The sequence below is a fragment of the Sphingomonas sp. P4_G2 genome, from assembly GCF_056401155.1.
In genome coordinates this window covers 687,758-706,146 of record NZ_JBFUJY010000002.1, presented here as the reverse complement: position 1 = coordinate 706,146, position 18,389 = coordinate 687,758, and the positions used below count along the sequence as shown (strand labels likewise).

At 65.3% G+C, this 18,389-nt stretch carries 18 protein-coding genes; 13 read left to right on the top strand and 5 right to left on the bottom strand.

Going from position 1 to position 18,389, the window contains the following annotated elements; translation table 11 throughout:
• Window positions 1–45: 45 nt before the first annotated feature.
• From ileS to AC1DRD_RS08790, 8 genes are all read left to right on the top strand, one after another.
• Window positions 46–2,949 (top strand): isoleucine--tRNA ligase, encoded by a 2,904-nt coding sequence (gene ileS / locus AC1DRD_RS08825; protein ID WP_478041095.1) that lies wholly within the window; start codon window positions 46–48, stop codon window positions 2,947–2,949.
• Complete coding sequence (lspA, locus tag AC1DRD_RS08820) at window positions 2,946–3,467, top strand: signal peptidase II (RefSeq protein ID WP_478041094.1); 522 nt, start codon at window positions 2,946–2,948, stop codon at window positions 3,465–3,467. The genes ileS and lspA overlap by 4 nt, the downstream gene beginning before the upstream one ends.
• A complete protein-coding gene (locus tag AC1DRD_RS08815) occupies window positions 3,460–3,870 on the top strand; it encodes a DUF3035 domain-containing protein (RefSeq protein WP_478031524.1) in 411 nt (136 codons plus the stop codon). The genes lspA and AC1DRD_RS08815 overlap by 8 nt, the downstream gene beginning before the upstream one ends.
• Window positions 3,871–4,104: 234 nt before the next feature.
• Window positions 4,105–5,142, top strand: a complete 1,038-nt coding sequence (locus tag AC1DRD_RS08810; protein ID WP_478041093.1) for a COX15/CtaA family protein — start codon at window positions 4,105–4,107, stop codon at window positions 5,140–5,142.
• Window positions 5,139–5,450 (top strand): divalent-cation tolerance protein CutA, encoded by a 312-nt coding sequence (gene cutA / locus AC1DRD_RS08805; RefSeq protein ID WP_478041092.1) that lies wholly within the window; start codon window positions 5,139–5,141, stop codon window positions 5,448–5,450. Before AC1DRD_RS08810 ends, cutA begins: the two co-directional genes overlap by 4 nt.
• A 165-nt stretch (window positions 5,451–5,615) precedes the next feature.
• Window positions 5,616–6,095, top strand: a complete 480-nt coding sequence (gene rplM / locus AC1DRD_RS08800; protein WP_478041091.1) for a 50S ribosomal protein L13 — start codon at window positions 5,616–5,618, stop codon at window positions 6,093–6,095.
• Window positions 6,095–6,658, top strand: a complete 564-nt coding sequence (rpsI, locus tag AC1DRD_RS08795; RefSeq protein WP_478041090.1) for a 30S ribosomal protein S9 — start codon at window positions 6,095–6,097, stop codon at window positions 6,656–6,658. The genes rplM and rpsI overlap by 1 nt, the downstream gene beginning before the upstream one ends.
• Before the next feature lie 166 nt (window positions 6,659–6,824).
• Window positions 6,825–7,691, top strand: coding sequence for an alpha/beta fold hydrolase (locus tag AC1DRD_RS08790; RefSeq protein ID WP_478041089.1), 867 nt, complete (start codon window positions 6,825–6,827; stop codon window positions 7,689–7,691).
• Window positions 7,692–7,737: 46 nt separating this feature from the next.
• Here the strand turns inward: AC1DRD_RS08790 and AC1DRD_RS08785 are convergent, their stop codons facing one another.
• The 5 genes from AC1DRD_RS08785 to AC1DRD_RS08765 are packed head-to-tail and all read right to left on the bottom strand — an operon-like array spanning window position 7,738 to window position 11,551.
• Window positions 7,738–9,453, bottom strand: coding sequence for a DUF4166 domain-containing protein (locus AC1DRD_RS08785; protein WP_478041088.1), 1,716 nt, complete (start codon window positions 9,451–9,453; stop codon window positions 7,738–7,740).
• Window positions 9,450–9,860 carry a hypothetical protein gene (locus AC1DRD_RS08780; protein ID WP_478041087.1) on the bottom strand — a complete coding sequence of 137 codons (411 nt, stop codon included), beginning with the start codon at window positions 9,858–9,860 and terminating at the stop codon, window positions 9,450–9,452. Before AC1DRD_RS08780 ends, AC1DRD_RS08785 begins: the two co-directional genes overlap by 4 nt.
• Window positions 9,861–9,886: 26 nt before the next feature.
• Window positions 9,887–10,288 (bottom strand): thiol-disulfide oxidoreductase DCC family protein, encoded by a 402-nt coding sequence (locus AC1DRD_RS08775; protein ID WP_478041086.1) that lies wholly within the window; start codon window positions 10,286–10,288, stop codon window positions 9,887–9,889.
• Window positions 10,285–10,971, bottom strand: coding sequence for a DUF4166 domain-containing protein (locus AC1DRD_RS08770; RefSeq protein ID WP_478041085.1), 687 nt, complete (start codon window positions 10,969–10,971; stop codon window positions 10,285–10,287). The genes AC1DRD_RS08775 and AC1DRD_RS08770 overlap by 4 nt, the downstream gene beginning before the upstream one ends.
• A gap of 16 nt (window positions 10,972–10,987) precedes the next feature.
• Window positions 10,988–11,551, bottom strand: a complete 564-nt coding sequence (locus AC1DRD_RS08765; protein ID WP_478041084.1) for a GbsR/MarR family transcriptional regulator — start codon at window positions 11,549–11,551, stop codon at window positions 10,988–10,990.
• 62 nt (window positions 11,552–11,613) lie between these two features.
• On the opposite strand from AC1DRD_RS08765, the gene AC1DRD_RS08760 reads away from it, so the two are divergent.
• The 5 genes from AC1DRD_RS08760 (at window position 11,614) to AC1DRD_RS08740 (ending at window position 18,363) form a co-directional block, all read left to right on the top strand.
• A complete protein-coding gene (locus tag AC1DRD_RS08760; RefSeq protein ID WP_478031538.1) occupies window positions 11,614–12,084 on the top strand; it encodes a hypothetical protein in 471 nt (156 codons plus the stop codon).
• A gap of 44 nt (window positions 12,085–12,128) precedes the next feature.
• Window positions 12,129–14,057 carry a 1-deoxy-D-xylulose-5-phosphate synthase gene (gene dxs, locus AC1DRD_RS08755; RefSeq protein ID WP_478041083.1) on the top strand — a complete coding sequence of 643 codons (1,929 nt, stop codon included), beginning with the start codon at window positions 12,129–12,131 and terminating at the stop codon, window positions 14,055–14,057.
• 8 nt (window positions 14,058–14,065) lie between these two features.
• Complete coding sequence (locus AC1DRD_RS08750) at window positions 14,066–14,506, top strand: DUF2141 domain-containing protein (RefSeq protein WP_478041082.1); 441 nt, start codon at window positions 14,066–14,068, stop codon at window positions 14,504–14,506.
• Window positions 14,506–17,100 carry a hopanoid transporter HpnN gene (gene hpnN, locus AC1DRD_RS08745; protein WP_478041213.1) on the top strand — a complete coding sequence of 865 codons (2,595 nt, stop codon included), beginning with the start codon at window positions 14,506–14,508 and terminating at the stop codon, window positions 17,098–17,100. Before AC1DRD_RS08750 ends, hpnN begins: the two co-directional genes overlap by 1 nt.
• 246 nt (window positions 17,101–17,346) lie before the next feature.
• Window positions 17,347–18,363: a zinc-dependent alcohol dehydrogenase family protein gene (locus tag AC1DRD_RS08740; RefSeq protein ID WP_478041081.1), complete on the top strand. Its 1,017-nt coding sequence runs from the start codon at window positions 17,347–17,349 to the stop codon at window positions 18,361–18,363.
• Window positions 18,364–18,389 lie beyond the last annotated feature (26 nt).

Here is an 18,389-nt window from a genome sequence, read left to right as displayed (position 1 = left end):
TTTGTAGTGACGTGAGATATTTCCCACGCTAATGCCCGCCGACTTATGACTGACGAAACGCCCAGCACCGCGGATTATCGCGACACCGTCTTCCTGCCCAAGACCGACTTCCCGATGAAGGCCGGCCTGGCACAGAAGGAGCCGGCGATTCTCGCGCGCTGGGAGAGCGAGGATCTGTACGGCAAGCTCCGCACGCAGCGCGCGGGGCGCAAGCGCTTCATCCTTCACGACGGCCCGCCCTACGCCAATGGCGACATCCATATGGGCCATGCGATGAACAAAGTGCTGAAGGACATCATCGTCCGCAGCCAGTCCTTGCTCGGCAAGGACGCGCCCTATGTGCCCGGCTGGGACTGCCACGGCCTGCCGATCGAATGGCAGGTCGAGAAGCAATATAAGGACAAGAAGCTCGACAAGGACCAGGTGCCGGTCGACCAGTTTCGCGCCGAATGCCGAGCCTATGCCGCCAAATGGGTCGAGGTGCAGCGCGTGCAGTTCAAGCGCCTGGGCGTGATGGGCGATTGGGAAGATCCCTATCTGACGATGAAGTTCGACGCCGAGGCGGCGATCGTCGGCGAATTGCTCAAGTTCGCCGAAAGCGGCCAGCTCTATCGCGGCGCCAAGCCGGTGATGTGGTCGCCGGTCGAAAAGACCGCGCTGGCCGAGGCCGAGGTCGAATATGAGGATGTCGTCTCGACCCAGATCGACGTCGCGTTCGAGATCACCGAGGCGCCCAATGCGCCAGAGCTGGTCGGCGCGCATGCGGTGATCTGGACGACCACGCCGTGGACGATCCCGGTCAACCAGGCTTTGGCGTACGGGCCGGAGGTTGAATACGTTGTCGTCGAATATGGCGATGACAACGACCTGGCTTACCCATTCGCGAGCAAGAAGTTTCTGGTCGCACGGGAACTGATGATCCCTTTCCTGGACCGGGTGCAGAAAACGCTTGAGCACCTCGGTCCGCAAGGAACCTTCAAATGGGATCGCGCCGGCGAACCGATCAAGGGCTCCGACCTTGCCGGCGCCGTCGCGCGCCACCCGATGCACAAGCTCGGCGGGTTCTTCGCCAAGCCGCGTCCGTTCCTGGCCGGCGATTTCGTCACCACCGACGCGGGTACCGGGCTCGTCCATATGTCGCCCGACCATGGCGAGGACGATTTCCTGCTGTGCAAGGCGCACGGCATCGATCCGGTGTTCGCGGTCGACGGCGCGGGCTTCTACCGCCCCGACTGGCTGTGGCTGGGCGGGCAGGGCAGCGTCATCAACAAGAAGTTCGTCGCCTCGGACGGGCCGATCTGCAACGACTTGCGCGAGGCAGGCGCGTTGCTCGCCGCGTCGGACGATTTCGCCCACAGCTATCCGCATAGCTGGCGGTCCAAGGCCAAGGTGATCTTCCGCGCGACGCCGCAATGGTTCATCCCGATGGACCACTCGCAGAAGAGCGCGAATGCCGCCGCGGTCGCGATCGACCTGCCGGAGCCGGGCGATCTCGCCGGCTTCATGCCGTCGCTCGGCCATGCCGTGGGCAACGGGCCGACCTTGCGCGAAGTCGCACTCGACGCGATCGAACGCACGCGCTGGGTGCCCGAGCGCAGCCAAAACCGCATCCGCTCGATGGTCGAGGGCCGCCCCGATTGGGTGATCAGCCGCCAGCGCGCCTGGGGCGTGCCGATCGCGCTCTACCTCAACCGCGCGACCGGCGAGTATCTGCGCGATCCGGCGGTCAACGATCGCATCGTCAAGGCGTTCGAGTCCGGCGGCGCCGATGCCTGGTTCACCGCGGACCATCAGGCACTGCTCGGTTCCGATTACAAGCTCGAGGACTTCGAGCCACAGAACGACATTCTCGACGTGTGGTTCGATTCGGGCTCGACCCATGTCTTCACGATCGAGGCGCGGTACGGGGAGGGCGTGCGCGCCGACCTCTATCTCGAAGGGTCGGACCAGCATCGCGGCTGGTTCCAGTCGTCGCTGCTCGAAAGCTGCGGCACGCGCGGCCGCGCGCCGTATGACGCGGTGCTGACCCATGGCTTTGCGCTCGACGGTAATGGCCGCAAGATGTCGAAGAGCCTCGGCAATGTCGTCGACCCGCTCAAGATCATCTCGGAATCGGGTGCCGACATCCTGCGCATGTGGGTGGCGTCGGTCGATTATTTCGAGGACGTGCGGATCGGTAAGGAAGTGCTGGCGACGACCAGCGACGCCTATCGCAAGCTGCGCAACACCTTCCGCTACCTGCTCGGCGCGCTCGATGGGTTCAGCGAGGCCGAGCGCGTCGCGCCCAAGGACATGCCGCAGCTCGAACTCTATGTGCTCGATTTGCTCGGCAAGCTCGATGTCGAATTGAAGGCGGCGACCGACGCGTTCGAGTTCAACCGTTACCTGCGGCTGCTGACCGACTTCGCGCAGGACGATCTGTCGGCATTCTTCTTCGATATCCGCAAGGATTCGCTCTATTGCGATGCGCCGACGGACTTGAAGCGCCGCGCTTATCGCACTGTGCTCGACGTGCTGTTCCACGCGCTGGTGCGCTACGCCGCGCCGATCCTGGTCTTCACTACCGAGGAAGCCTGGCAGGCGAGGTTCCCCGACGCGGACTCGGTGCACCTGCTGGAATGGCCCGATCTGCCCAAGATCCCCGCCGATAAGGTCGTCGCGACCGAATGGACCGGGCTCCGCGACTTGCGCGCGCAAGTGACCGAAGCGATCGAGCCGTTCCGCCGCGACAAGGTGATCCGCTCGAGCCTCGAGGCCGAGGTCACCGTGCCCGAAATGCCGCTGTCGGCCGCCGATCTCGCCGAGGCGTTCATCGTCGCCAAGGTGAGCAAGGGGCCGCTGGCGGTCGCGCGCACCGACTATCACAAATGCGGTCGCTGTTGGCGCCTCCTGCCCGAAGTAACGGCGGACGGCGCTTTGTGCGATCGTTGCACCGGAGTTCTCTCGTGACCTGGAAACTGCCCAAGATCGGGCTGATCAGCGCGCTATCGCTCTTCATCCTCGACCAGCTCGTCAAATGGCTGGTGATCGGCCCGATCGGGCTGACCTATGAAGGCGATGAGCGGATCGTGCTGCCGATCTTCACCCTGCGCAACGTCCATAATCACGGCGTGTCGCTGGGTTTCCTGCGCGCCGACAGCGCGGCGTCGACCTGGCTGTTGGTCGGGATGACCGGCGCGATCGCGGTCGCGGTGCTGGTGTGGATGTGGCGCGAGCGCAATCGCCAGGACCAGTTCGCGCTGGGCATGATCGCCGGCGGCGCGCTCGGCAATATCCTCGATCGCGTGCGGCTGGGCTATGTCCAGGATTACGCCGATCTGCACTTCGGCGCATGGTCGCCGTTTTTGAACTTCAATCTTGCCGACGCTGCGATTACGGTGGGGGTGCTCATCCTGCTCGCGCGGGCACTTTTGGTGCGCGACAAGCCGCGAGCGGATGGAGCGGACGTGGAGAAATCGAATGCGTAAGGTTGTGCCGATTGTTGCCGTGGCGGGCGTTGCTTTGTTGCTCGCCGGATGCGGCCATCGCGGGTTCGACCGCGCGCGTCCCGACGAATATGCCGTCGCGCGCGCGCAGCCGCTGGTCGTGCCGCCCGATTTCTCGCTTCAGCCGCCACAGCCGGGCGTGACTCGCCCGCAGGACAATAACCCGTCTGCGCAGGCGCTCGATGCCCTGTTCGGCGGCCCGGCCCCGCGGAGCCAGGCCGAGAACGGCACGCTCGATTCTGCCGGCGGCGATTCGGCCAGCCCGGGCATTCGCTCGGACGCCGGCGACCCCGACACCAAGATCGTCGACAAGGGCGGCACCACCCGCGACATCGTCGCCGCGCCCGAAGGTGACGGCCAGAGCGCGCGGACGACCGCGAACTGAGTTTTCGCACTAAGTCCGTCGAACGGCGGATTCAGAGGTGCGTCAGCTAATTGCAATCACGTCATCCCCGCGAACGCGGGGACCCATCTCGTGCACTCTCCACCATTGCGTCAGCAGTGTTTGTTGCGCTCGTCGGAGATGGGTCCCCGCGTTCGCGGGGATGACGGTTGGGTGGAGTGGCGAGGTCACCACATCCGCTTCGACAACGCGCACGCGACCAGATAATGGCGCGCGATGAATTCCTTCTCTCCCAATCGGAAGCGTCCGCGCGCCATCGCGGCTTGGCTGTGGTGCGTCGCCGTTTTGATCGTCGCGATCGTCGTGGTCGGCGGCATCACCCGACTGACCGAATCCGGCCTGTCGATCACCGAATGGAAGCCGCTGACCGGCATCATCCCGCCGCTGACCGATGCGCAATGGCAGGCCGAGTTCGCCAATTACCGCAAGATTCCGCAATATGAGGCGATCCATGCCGGCATGACGCTGGCCGGGTTCAAGAGCATCTTCTTCTGGGAATATATCCACCGCCTGCTTGGGCGAGTGATCGGCATGGCGTTCGCGTTGCCGCTCTTATGGTTCGCGGTCCGGCGGCAGATTCCGCGCGGTTATTGGTGGCGGCTGGTCGCCCTGTTCGCGCTCGGAGGACTGCAGGGCGCACTCGGCTGGATCATGGTGCGCTCGGGATTGTCGGTGCGGACCGAGGTGGCGCCGTTGCTGCTCGCCGCGCATCTGTTGACCGCCTTGTTCACGCTCTCCGGCATCGTCTGGACCGCGCTCGACCTGCAGGCGCTGGCACGTGATCGCCGTTCCCGGCCCGCGCGCCTGACCGGGCTCGGCCTGGCCGCCGGCGTCATCCTGTTCGTGCAATTATTCTATGGCGCGCTGATGGCGGGGCTGCGCGCCGGGCTGGTCAGCGACACCTGGCCGGGGATGACCGGGGCCTTCTCGACCTTCTTCCCCGGCGCCAGCCAGTCGGGCGAATCGCTCGGGCATCTGCTGACCGACGATCCGGCGATCGTCCATTTCATCCATCGCTGGTGGGCCTGGGTGGTGGTCGTGGTTTTGGTCGTGCTGGCTCGCGCGGTGAGGAAGATCGATCGCCCGGCCTCGGTCGCGATCCACAGCGCGTTCGGCATCCAGATCCTGCTCGGCATCGCGACGGTGATGACCCAGGTGAACATCGCATTAGCCGCGTTCCACCAATTGGTAGGCGCGCTGCTGGTGATCAGCGTGGTATGGGGAGCCCATGCCATCGGCAGGAGGCGCGCATGACCGACATCGCTATCGTCCAGTCAAGCTTCGGCGATCCCGCCGAAGCCGCGCTGGTTGCGCGCAAGCTGCTCGAAGAACGGTTGGCGGCGTGCACCTCGCTCGTCCCGGTCACGTCGATCTATCGCTGGGAGGATGTGACCCAGGAAGCGGCCGAGACCGTAATGACCGCGAAGACGACGATCGAGCTGGCGACGCAAGTCGCGGCGCGGATCGGCCAGCTGCACAGCTATGAGCTGCCCGTGATCGAACGCTGGCCAGTCGCGGTCGATGAGGCGGTAGCGGCATGGGTGAAGAACACGACCGGTTGAAGGGCCGGGCAGGCCAGTTAATCGACAGGTATCATAATACCCGTCAGCAAAAGCCCGGTTTTGCTTGACTTTCGCGGGGTCCGGCGGCATTTGCCCGCCACGGACGCGGCTCGGTGACGGGCCGCGCGTTTGTTTTTAACGCCATAACCGGAAGGTCAACAGCCCATGAAGGCGCTGATGAAGACCACCAAGTCGGTCAAACCGTACGAAGTGGAAAAGAAGTGGCACATCGTCGATGCCACCGATCTGGTGGTCGGCCGCGCTGCGGTCGTGATCGCCAATGTGCTGCGCGGCAAGCACAAGACCAGCTTTACCCCGCACGTCGATTGCGGTGACAATGTCATCGTCATCAACGCTGACAAGATCAAGTTCACCGGCAAGAAGCTGGCCGACAAGATCTATTACAAGCACACCGGCTATGCCGGCGGCATCAAGGGGATCACCGCGGGCAAGGTGCTCGAGGGTCGCTTCCCCGAGCGCGTGCTCGAAAAGGCCGTCGAGCGGATGATTCCGCGCGGCCCGCTGGGTCGCGATCAGATGCGCAACTTGCGCATCTACAAGGGTAGCGAGCATCCGCACGAAGCCCAGAACCCCGAAGTCCTCGACATCGCCGGCATGAACCGGAAGAACAAGGTGGGCGCATAATGGTCGACACCAACAACACCGACGGGCGCCAGTCGCTTTCCGATCTCGGCACTGTCCTGCAGCAGCAGGGTGAGGCCGCCGAAGCTGCCGCCGAGCAGCGCGCCGAAGATTATCTCGAAGGCAAGATCGACGAGCCGGTCCAGACCGCGCCGCTGCGCGCGCAGGAACTCGACAAGTTCGGTCGTGCTTACGCGACCGGCCGCCGCAAGGACGCCGTTGCGCGCGTCTGGCTGAAGCCGGGCACGGGCAAGATCACGGTCAATGGCCGCGACCAGGAAGTCTATTTCGCGCGTCCGACCTTGCGTCTGGTGATCAACCAGGTGTTCGGCGTCGCGGGCCGCGAAGGTCAGTATGACGTGATCTGCACCGTCAAGGGCGGTGGCCTGTCGGGCCAGGCCGGCGCGGTCAAGCATGGCATCAGCCAGGCGCTGACCAAGTTCGAGCCGATCCTGCGGACCCCGGTCAAGCGCGCGGGTTTCCTGACCCGCGACAGCCGCACCGTCGAGCGCAAGAAGTACGGCCGCGCCAAGGCGCGTCGCAGCTTCCAGTTCTCGAAGCGCTAAGACGCGGGCGGCTTCGGATTGCTTCGGCGATCCGGCCAAAGATCAGAAGGGGCGGTCCGGCAACGGGCCGCCTTTTTTGCGTTCGCATCGGGTTGCGGGCTCGCCTGTCGGACGCTTCGATGGCATTCTGAAACGGCCGGGGCGGGCGATTCGACAGGAGGCAATCATGGCGACGATCACTACCCGCGACGGTACTACGATATATTATCAGGATATGGGGTCGGGTCAGCCGATCCTGTTTTCGCATGGCTGGCCTTTGTCGTCGGAAGCATGGGACCGGCAATTGGTCGATTTTGCGCATCTGGGTTTCCGCACGATCGCGCATGACCGCCGCAGCCATGGCCGTTCGTCCCAGACCTGGGACGGCAACAATATGGACCAATATGCCGACGACCTCGCGGAACTGATCGAGCAACTCGACCTCAAGGACATCATCCTGGTCGGCCATTCGACCGGTGGTGGCGAGGTCACTCATTATTGCGGGCGCCACGGCACCGATCGTGTCGCCAGGATCGTGCTGGTCGGCGCGGTGCCGCCGATCATGCTCAAGAGCGACAGCAATCCCGAAGGCACGCCGATTGAGGCGTTCGACGGTATCCGCGCGGGTACGCTCAACCGAGCGCAATTCTACAAGGACCTGTCGATGCCGTTCTACGGCTTCAATCGCGACGGCGCGACGGTGCAGGAAGGGCTGCGTGAGAATTTCTGGCTGCAGGGCATGCTCGGCGGCCTCAAGGGCCATTACGACTGCGTCCGCGAATTTTCGGAAGTCGATTACACCGAGGATTTGAAGAAGATCGGCGTGCCCGCTTTGGTGATCCATGGTAGCGACGACCAGATCGTACCGATCGCCGCAGCTGGGCTGAAATCGGCCAAGATTCTGCCGAATGCGACGCTCAAGATCTATGACGGCGCGCCCCATGGCCTCGCCGAGACCTTGCCCGAGAAGTTCAACGCCGATTTGCTGGCGTTCATCAAGGGTGAGGTTTCGGTCGATCACGAGCAGATGTTGATCGCGCAGCCGATCGCTTAGGTAACGGATGAAGGGGGGCGGTCCGGTGACGGGCCGCCCATCCTGATCATTCGGCCGCAAGTCCGTCCCTGCTTGATCCGACGATCTTTGGCGGCATCTCGGGTGCCCGTCGCTCGGCGGCTGTCGGTACGGCTTCGTCCAACGGCTGTAGCCAGCCCGAATAGCGGACGATGCGCCCAGCGAGCGGTGCGGACACCGCGACGGCGAAGCGGAAACGATCGCCCTCCTGCCATTCGCGTGCGTCGATCCGCGGTGCGAGCAAGCGGGGCAGCCGCACGCCGAAGACGCTCCAACGGCGCAACTCCATCCTCAGTCCGTCGCCGTCGGACGGAAGCGCGAAGCCAAAGCGGATCGGGCCGAAGCGCTCGACGGCCAGCCCCTTTCGTGCGCTCAGTTCGCTTCTGAAGCGGTTTCCGCCAAAATCGCGTGTCCAGGTCTCGCGCCCGTCCCGCTCGGCAAAGCCAACGTGGAGCGGATAATTGCCCGCTGGCGGCATGCCCATCAGCCCACCGAGCAGCCGGGCCAATAGGCTTCGACCGCGCTCAACCGCCCCTTCGCCCGCCGCACCACCATCGCCGCTGATGCCGTGGATCATCTGGACCAGCCGCGGCAGGTCGCCGAAGCGCTCGCCCATCAGCCGCTGGTAAAGCGGCGGCGGCAGCGCCCGCTCAACGGTCTCGTGCTGGATCGCCAGCCTGGCGAACAGGGGCTCGAAATCCTCCGGCTCCAACTCGTACCACGCATGGCGCGCGCCGGGTTTGACCTGGCCGGCGAGGATCCGTCCGGCGAGAATCTCCGCCGCAAGCGTCGGAATTTCGGGACCCTCGCCGTTGGTCGCTACGATCGTCCAACGCCGCTCGATGCCCGCGCCGCCGCGCCGGCCCTTGAGCGTGATCGTCATGCCGGAACGGTCGCCTCCCAGCCTGGCGGAGGCGCGATAGAGCGCCATCAATCCGCGTTTCCATGGTAGCAGCGAGCCGAGCCAACCCCAACGCACCGGCCAACTAAGCAGCCATAGCGACGCCATCTGGAAATCGAGTTCGGTGCCTGCGCGGAAGGTCACCGCGGGGCGGCCGGGCAGCGCGTCGGGAACGATCGCGTGATCGGGCACATCGGCGATCCCGACAAGGCGGCCAGGAAGCCCGCTGCCCCCCACCAGCATCGGCTGGCGGCGCAGTTCCTGCCAGCCGTGCACCGTCTGCCAATGCTTGCCGCGCCACAAGCGCACCGGTTGACCTATATAGCTCAACATCGCTTCGGCGATCGACTTGCCGGCGCTCGCGCGGTTCGAGGCGCTCAGCGCCATTTCGATGCTGTCTACCTGGGTGAGGTCTGCGGCGAGTCGCCGCACGATGGCGCCGGAAAGCGCAGGCACGCTCGAAGCCCCCGATATGATCGCGACGCGCGCGACGCGGGCTTGCCTGTCGAGCGCGCCGATCCCGCAGACGAAATCGCGCGCGTCAGCGAGGTCGAGATAGGGGATGCTCATCGCCACGCACGCTTCGGGGACGATATATCCGCTGCCCTGGAACGGTCCGGCGGCGTCGATCACCAGATCGGGACGGTGGCGCGCCATGACGAGGCCAATGGCGTGGTTGCGATCGGCGACGACCGGCTCGGCGCGGTCGAGCGAGGCGCAGAACGCCGCCGCCTTGTCGGCGCTGCGCCCAGCGACGAGCACGTCATGCCCCGCTGCGATCAGCCGTCGCGTCAGTCGCGCGCCGAACCCGCCATAGCCGCCGATGACCAGTATGCGGCTCATCGTGGCTCGATCGGGCGCGCGCCGTACAATGCTCGGAAGACCAGACCCGCCGCCGTGCCGGACAGTGCGAGCATCGCCAGCCCGTTCAACGTGTCGGCGATGGGGTAAGGCTCATCGCCCCAACTTACGAAGGGCGCGCGGACGAGAACGAACAGCGTGGCCGGGAACGCAGCAGCGAGTGTCGAGGTGATCGCCGAACTTCCCCAGCTCACCGATCCGCTGCCAATGATCCATTTGGCGAGCGGAGGGGCCGCAAGGCCGCCAAGGAAGAGCGCGATCATGACCGAAAAGAACACCATTCCCATATAAGCGCTGACATCGACCCGGCTATTGCCCCAGCAAACCAGCGTCGCGGCGACGATGCCACCGGTGACCGCAGCGATCACTCCGGAAGCGAGCAGGCTCATTCCTGGCTCAGCGACTGGAGGGCGGCTCATAACATACGATCCCTGAACGTGGGGTCGGGCAACCAGCAGGTGTCGCGCCTGCCGAACAGCCGGTAGCGATTGCGCGCAACCCAGCGATAGACGGGGTCGCGCAGCAGTCGCGGAACCAGGCCGAACATCGCGCCCGCACGCCACGGCCAACCGAGCCCGGCCCAGATCGCCAGGATCGCATTGCTGTCGCGCCGCACGCGATCGCCTTCCACCACGATCAGCGTGTCGGGGTCGGCGGGATCGATCCCGAACCGGCGATAGAGCGCGCTGCCCGCTTCCCCCTGCATCGAGGCGAGCAGGAAGCGGCCGCGCCGATCGTGATTGAGCACGAATTGCGCATTGGCCGAGCACAACAGGCATTCGGCGTCGAACACGATGATGGGATGCGTCTTGCTCACGGTTCGATTGGATCCGTGAACAAGGCGACCTGATGGAGCAGCTCGCCGAACCAGGGGTGGACGAGGTCGAGCGCGAAGACGAACCGGCCGCTGCCGATATCCTGATGCCGGATCACCAATGCCCCGGGCGCGAGCCAGCGTGGCCAGCGCAACCGTACACCGAACAGGCGCAGGAAATAATGATCGCCGACGAACAGCAGGGCTCCGTCCTCGATCGCCAGGCGCAACGCGATGCCAATGCCATGGCCGAGATATTCCTCGAGCCCGGTCGGGCCGGCGAAGCGCTTGGCGCTTTGAATGACTTGCGGGAAACCCGCGGCGCGGCCGTAATTGCGGCTCCAATATTGGCCGTTGCCGGCGCGATCCTCGGTGATGCAGACGGTCGCTGGAACACCCGTATCGCGCCCCAACGGCAAGGGCGCGCCGATCAACCGCGCGGCCTGGGCCAACAGCCAGCCCGCCGCGGTCATCCGGCATTCGACCACTTCGCCGGCATAAGTGATCGCGGCGCTGGCGGTTGCCTTGCGCTCGAAGCGATGGCGGACGGCGGCGGGCAGGGCATTCCAATGTCCAGGCGGCAACAATCGCGCGAACTGGCTCGTGCCAAAGGCTGACGGCCGGGCGGTATTCCGCCGCCATCCCGCATATCCCGCTCCCGTCACCTCGTTTGCCAGCGTCGCCATGATCGATCCCCTGTGTTCAGGTGTCCTTCTTGGCCTTGGGCAGAAAGGCGAGGATACGCTTGCCCATGCCGATCAGCATCATCAGCCGGCTCGGCGGCACCTCGATCATCTGCTGGTACCAATCGTCGATCGTCATCACGAAGTCGCGCATGTCGTCGATCCGCTGGCGCGCGACGCGGCCGATTCTGGGATCGCGCGCAGCGGTGTCGGCGCAGGTACGCAGCGCCGCGACCGCCGGATCGATCTCGCGCTCCTTGCGGCCCTGGGCGATGCGAGTCAGCATCTGCCACAGATCGACTTCCGCCTCGTAATGGTCGCGGCGGTCGCCCATCACCGGCACGCGGCGGATCAGCTTCCAGCCCATCAGCTCCTTGAGCGAATTGGAAATATTGGAACGCGCGATGCGGAGCATGTCGCTCATCTCCTCGGCATGGAGCGGTCGCTCGCTGAGGTAGAGCAAGGCATGGATCTGCGCGACCGAGCGGTTGACGCCCCATTGCCCGCCCATCTCTCCCCAATGCAGCACGAACTGGAGCACTGCAGGAGGTAGCTGGTTCGACTCATCGGTAATTTCTGTCATAACAGAAATATCTGACAGAACGCGCTTGGAGTCAATCCTGGGTCCGGTTATCGTCGCGGGCCATGGAGCATGCCGAAACCCTGGCGACGATCATCGATTTCATTCGCGGCGTCGGCATTGCCGTCGAGACGGCGGCGCTGCCGGAAGACGGCTTCCTGCCGGCGATCGCGGTGCGCGATGGACGGCTGATTTATGATCCCGACCGCCTGCAATATCCGGGCGACTTGCTGCACGAAGCTGGACACATTGCCGTGACCGATCCGGAGCTGCGCCCGACGGTCAGCGAGTTTGACGGCAATGGTGGCGACGAGATGGCCGCGATGGGCTGGTCCTATGCAGCAGCACTGGCGGCGGGGATCGATCCGCGCGTGGTGTTTCATGACTTTGGCTATCGAGGAGGGGGCCAGGCCATCCTGGAGAATTTCGCCGAGGGCCGCTTCCTGGGCGTCCCGATGCTGCAATATTACGGACTCGCGCGCCGTACAGCCGATGACGGCGAGCAATATCCGGCAATGATCAGATGGCTCAGATAACTCGATCAATCGACACGAACCGGGCGCTGGGGTAAGGCGGTCCGATGGCTGATCTTCCTTCGACGCCGCTGCTCGACACTGTTTCGACGCCGGCGGATCTTCGCAACCTGAAGCCCGAGCAACTGCGCCAGCTGGCGGACGAGTTGCGCGCGGAGACGATTTCGGCGGTGGGGACGACGGGCGGGCATCTCGGCTCGGGGCTGGGCGTGGTCGAACTGACGACCGCGATCCATTATGTGTTCAACACCCCCGACGACCGGCTGATCTGGGACGTCGGGCATCAATGCTATCCGCACAAGATCCTGACCGGGCGACGCGACCGCATCCGCACGCTTCGCCAGGGCGGCGGGCTGTCGGGCTTCACCAAGCGCTCCGAGAGCGAATACGACCCGTTCGGCGCGGCGCATAGCTCGACCTCGATCTCGGCGGCCCTGGGGTTCGCCATCGCCAACAAGCTGGCGGGGAGACCCGGCAAGGCGATCGCGGTGATCGGCGACGGCGCGATGTCGGCGGGCATGGCGTATGAAGCGATGAACAATGCCGAAGGAGCGGGCAACCGGCTGGTCGTCATCCTCAACGACAATGACATGTCGATCGCGCCGCCGGTCGGGGGCTTGTCGGCCTATCTCGCGCGGATGGTCAGTTCGAGCGAATATCTGGGCTTGCGGAGCCTGGCCAAGCGGATCACCGCCAAGGTSTCGCGTCGGGTCCACAATGCCGCGCAAAAGGCCGAGGAACTGACCCGCGGCTGGGTCACCGGSGGCACGTTGTTCGAGGAACTGGGCTTTTATTATGTCGGSCCGATCGACGGGCACAATCTCGACCATCTGATCCCGGTGCTGGAGAATGTCCGCGACAGCGAGCACGGTCCGATCCTGGTCCATGTCGTGACCAAGAAGGGCAAGGGCTATGGCCCGGCCGAGGCAGCGGCCGACAAATATCATGGTGTCCAGAAGTTCGACGTGATCACCGGCGCCCAGGCCAAGGCACCGCCGGGGCCGCCGGCTTACCAGAACGTGTTCGCCGACCAGCTGATCAAGGATGCGACACGCGACCCGACCATCGTCGCGATCACTGCCGCCATGCCCTCGGGCACGGGCATCGACCGCTTCGCCAAGGCGTTCCCCGACCGCACCTTCGATGTCGGCATTGCCGAACAGCATGCGGTGACCTTTGCCGCGGGTCTCGCCGCACAAGGCATGCGGCCATTCTGCGCGATCTATTCGACGTTCCTGCAGCGGGCGTACGATCAGGTCGTCCATGACGTCGCGATCCAGAACCTGCCCGTCCGCTTCGCGATCGACCGCGCCGGCCTGGTCGGGGCCGATGGTGCGACCCATGCCGGCAGCTTCGATGTCACCTATCTGGCGACGCTCCCCAACTTCGTCGTGATGGCGGCGGCCGACGAGGCCGAGCTAGTGCACATGACGCATACCGCTTCGCTCCACGACAGCGGACCGATCGCGGTGCGCTATCCGCGCGGCAACGGAGTTGGTGTCGCGCTCCCCGAGACGCCCGAGCGGCTCGAGATCGGCAAGGGTCGCATCGTCCGCGAAGGCAAGAAGGTAGCGATATTGTCGCTCGGCACGCGCTTGCAGGAAGCCTTGAAGGCAGCCGAYGCGCTCGATGCCAAGGGACTGTCGACCACGGTCGCCGACCTGCGCTTCGCCAAGCCGCTCGACGAGGAGCTGATCCGTCGTCTCCTCACTACCCATGAAGTGGCGGTGACGATCGAGGAAGGGTCGATCGGCGGACTTGGCGCCCACGTGCTGACGATGGCGAGCGACACCGGGCTGATCGATGGTGGCCTCAAGCTGCGCACCATGCGTCTGCCCGACCTCTTCCAGGACCAGGACAAGCCCGAGCTGCAATATGCCCAGGCCGGGCTCGATGCCGATGCCATCGTCGACAACGTGCTCAAGGCGCTGCGCTATAACGAGGCGAGCGCGATCGCGGAGTGCCAGCGCATATGAGGCGATTGGTGTTGGTTTTCCCCGCATTGTTGTTCTTGCCGGCGGCAGTGGCACCCCCGCATGGCGTTCTGACGATCGAAATTGGCAATGTCCGCATCGCCAAGGGCAATGTCCATGTCGACGTCTGTCCCGAGGCGCAATTCCTCAAGGATAATTGTCCCTGGACGGGGAATGCGCGGGCCAGGCTGGGCGACACTCGCGTGACGGTCGCCAACCTGCCGGCGGGGCGCTACGCGGTGCAGGCCTTTCTCGACGAGAACGGCAATGGCGAGGTCGATCGGGCATTGTTCGGCATCCCGAAGGAGGGCGTCGGATTCTCGAACGATGCCAAGATCCGCCTCGGCCCGCCCAAATTCGCCGAAGCGGTGTTCGCCTTCGACGGCAATGCCCGGACTATCCGATTGAACCTGCGCTATTTCATGGGCGCCAAAGGTCCGTCGGCGCGCTGATCGTGCGGTCCCCGGTCACGCCAATCGTCGCGGCTAGCGTACGCCGCCCATGGCTGACGGTCATCCTGGTGCTGGTACTCGCCGCGATGGCGCTGTTGGTCACCGTCGATCGTTTCGCGATGACCACCGACACCGCCGAACTGATCTCTCCCAATGTCGAATGGCGGCAGCGGGAACGGGCGATGGAGCAGGCGTTCCCGCAACTGCGCGACGTGATGCTGGTGATGGTCGACGGCGCCACCCCGGAACTGGCCGAGGACGGCGCGGCTCGGCTCGCCGCTCGATTGGCATCCGACAAGGCGCATTTCCGGCTGGTCACTCGGCCCGACGGCGGCGATTTCCTGGGGCGCGAAGGCCTGTTGTTCGGCTCAGAACAGGATGTGCGCGATACCAGTGCCGCGCTGGTCGAAGCGCAGCCGATGCTCGGGCCGCTTGCCGCTGACCCCAGCCTGCGCGGCGTAGCCGGCGCCTTGTCGACTATCGCCGACGGAGTCGAAGCGGGCCAGGTCACGTTCGACCGGATCGACAAGCCCGTCCGTGCGCTCGGGGATGCCGCCGACGGCGTGCTGGCCGGCAAGCCGAAGCCGTTTTCCTGGCAGAAGCTGTTCGCGAGCGGCAAGGGGGCATTGGCGCCGCCGAGGCGACGGCTGATCCTCGCCCAGCCGGTATTGGATCATAGCGCGCTGATGTCGGGCGAGGCGGCGAGCGATGCGGTCCGGACGGCCGCCGCCGCGCTCGGGCTCGATGCCGCGCATGGCGTAAAGGTGCAGCTGACCGGCGAGGTGCCGCTGGCCGACGAGGAATTCGGTACGCTCCAGGAGAATATCGGCCTGGTCGGACTGGTGATGCTCGCGGCGATGCTGCTCACCTTGTGGTTCGCGACACGGTCCGCGCGCCTGGTCGCCGCGATCCTGGCGACGATCGTGCTCGGCCTGCTCGTCACCATGGCGGCGGGGCTGGTCGCGGTCGGCCGCTTCAATCTGATCTCGATCGCGTTCATTCCGCTGTTCGTCGGGCTGGGAGTGGATTTCGGTATCCAGATCTGCGTCCGCTACAATGCCGAGCGTGCGGTCGGCGCCCCGTCCGATGCGGCGCTTCGCCAGGCCGCGATCGCGCTCGGCGCTCCGCTCACGCTGGCGGCGGGCGCGATCTTCCTAGGCTTCGGCGCGTTCCTGCCGACCGCTTATATCGGTATCGCCGAACTGGGCGTGATCGCCGGGCTGGGCATGATCGTCGCGCTGGCGCTGAGCGTCACCTTGCTGCCGGCGTTGGTAATGCTGTTCCGTCCCGGACAACCGCGCGGCGACGTCGGATTCGCCATGCTCGCGCCGGTCGACCGGTGGCTGGAACGCAAGCGCGCCATGGTGCTGTGGGGATTCGCGATCGCGCTCGTCGCCAGCATCGCCATCCTTCCCTGGGTGAGCTTCGACTTCAACCCGCTACACCTGCGCAATCCCGACGCACCGGCAATGCGGGCCTTGGCCGATTTGACGCGCGATCCCGACCGTACGCCCAACACGATCGACGTCCTCGCCGCCAATCCGGCCGAAGCTCGATCGATCGCCGGAAAGCTCGCGCGGCTGCCCGAGGTTGCGCGGGTGATCTCGCTCGGCAGCTTCGTGCCCGAAGACCAGCAGGCGAAGCTGTCGATCATCCAGGACGCGGCCTTGTTGCTCGATGTGACGATCAATCCGCTCGATATCGCACCACCGCCGACGGATGCCGACCTGGTCGCCTCGCTGTCGCAAAGTGCTGCTAAGCTGCGCGCGGTCGCCGGAGAGGGGAAGCAACCCGGCGCGCGCGACGTCCGGCGGCTTGCGATGCTGTTCGACCGGTTGGCCAGAAGCTCGCCCCAAAAACGCACCGCGATGAATGCAGCGGTGTCCCGGCCGCTCGACGTGATGCTAGCCCAGGTCCGGCTTGCCTTGCAGGCGGCGCCCGTCACCCGCGCCGATCTCCCGGCCGAGCTGGCTCGCGACTGGGTCACGCCCGACGGGCGGGTGCGGCTCCAGGTCTTTCCCAGCGGCAATAGCAACGACAATGGCGTGATCCGCCGCTTCCGGGCCGCCGTTGCCGGTGTGACGCCAGCGATATCGGGCTTGCCGGTCGCGACCCAGGCCGCGGCCAATACCGTGGCCGGCGCCTTCGTCCAGGCTGGTATTCTTGCCTTCCTGCTGGTGAGCGCATTGCTGTTCGTGGTGCTCCGCAACGTGCGCGAGGTGGCGTTCACGCTAGCGCCGGTCGTGCTGTCGATCTTCCTGACCTTGGGTAGTTGCGTGCTGATCGGCCAGCCGATCAACTTCGCGAACATCATCGCTTTCCCGTTATTGTTCGGCGTGGGCGTCGCTTTCCACATCTATTTCGTGATGGCGTGGCGGGCGGGGGCAACGGGGCTGCTCCAGTCGAGCCTGGCCCGCGCGGTCATGTTCAGCGCGCTCGCCACCGGCACCGCGTTCGGCAGCCTCTGGCTGTCGCATCATCCCGGCACGGCTAGTATGGGCGAGATTCTGATGATCTCGTTGATCTGGACGCTGATCTGCGCCCTGATCTTCGAGCCCGCGCTGCTAGGACCGCCGAGGCGCGAGCGGACGTAGGTGTAGCTGGGCGATTTTTCCGCAGTGGCTCCCGTTCGTGGAAGAAATTCGAAATTCGCCACGGGAGAACTCGAAGGAAATCGGCTTGTTGCTGGCTAGGCATCGGCTCCCAACGGAATGGGCCGCTTTCGATTTGTATCTCATATCAAGGCGCTAGCGTCGGCGTGCCAGGGATGCGATGTTAATTGCTTGCCTATCATACAATCCGGCGACAGTTTGTCAGGCGTACAAACCAGGAGAGGCGCTATGAAGTCATGGCGATTGGCCGCCGGCGCGAGCTCGCTTGACGACCTGACGATGATCGAGGCGGCCAAGCCCGAGCCGGGGCCGGGCGAAGTGCTGATCCGCGTCCGCGCCTGCTCGCTCAACTATCGCGATCAGATGATCGTGAAAGGCCAGTATTTCGGCGGGACGATCGCGCAGGATCTGACCCCGCTGTCGGACGGTGTCGGCACGGTGGAAGCGGTGGGTGAGGGCGTCACCGGCTACCAGCCCGGCGATCGTGTCGCGAGCACATTCTTTCAGAACTGGCTGGCCGGGCCGCCCAACCCTGCCCCCGGCGTCGCGCTCGGCGCACCGCCCGCCAAGGGCATGCTCAGCGAATATGTCACCTTGCCCGAACGCGGCGTGGTGCGGCTCGCCGAAAGCCTGTCGTTCGAACAAGCGGCAACTTTGCCTTGCGCTGGCGTGACGGCGTGGAACGCGCTGATGGAAGGGCGGCATGCGGTGGGGCCGGGGCGCAGCGTGCTGGTGCTGGGCACTGGCGGTGTCTCGCTGCTTGCGTTGGCGCTTGCCAAGGCGGCGGGTGCCCGGGTCATCGCCACCTCGTCGTCGGACGAGAAGCTGGCGCGCATCCGCGCGCTCGGCGCCGACGAGACGATCAATTACCGGACCACGCCCGACTGGGGCGCGGCGGCGGCAGGGCTGGCGGGTAGCGGAGTCGATCATGTCGTCGAGGTCGGCGGCGCCGGAACGCTGCAGCAATCGATGGCCGCGGTGGGCTACAACGGTGAGGTCGCGCTGATCGGCGTGCTGACGCGCCAGGGCGAGACCGCGCCGCACGCGTTGATGCTGAAGGGGGCGAGCCTGCGCGGGATCTTCGTCGGGTCGGCGGCGATGGCGACTGCCCTCAACCGCGCAATCGACGCGACCGGCATCGAGCCTGCCATTGACCGCGTCTTCGCCTTCGACGAGGCGCGGCAGGCATATGAATATCAGTCCTCACCGGACTTGTTCGGGAAGGTGGTGATCCGCGTCGACTGAGCCGCGTCGAACGCGGCGGCGGGCGC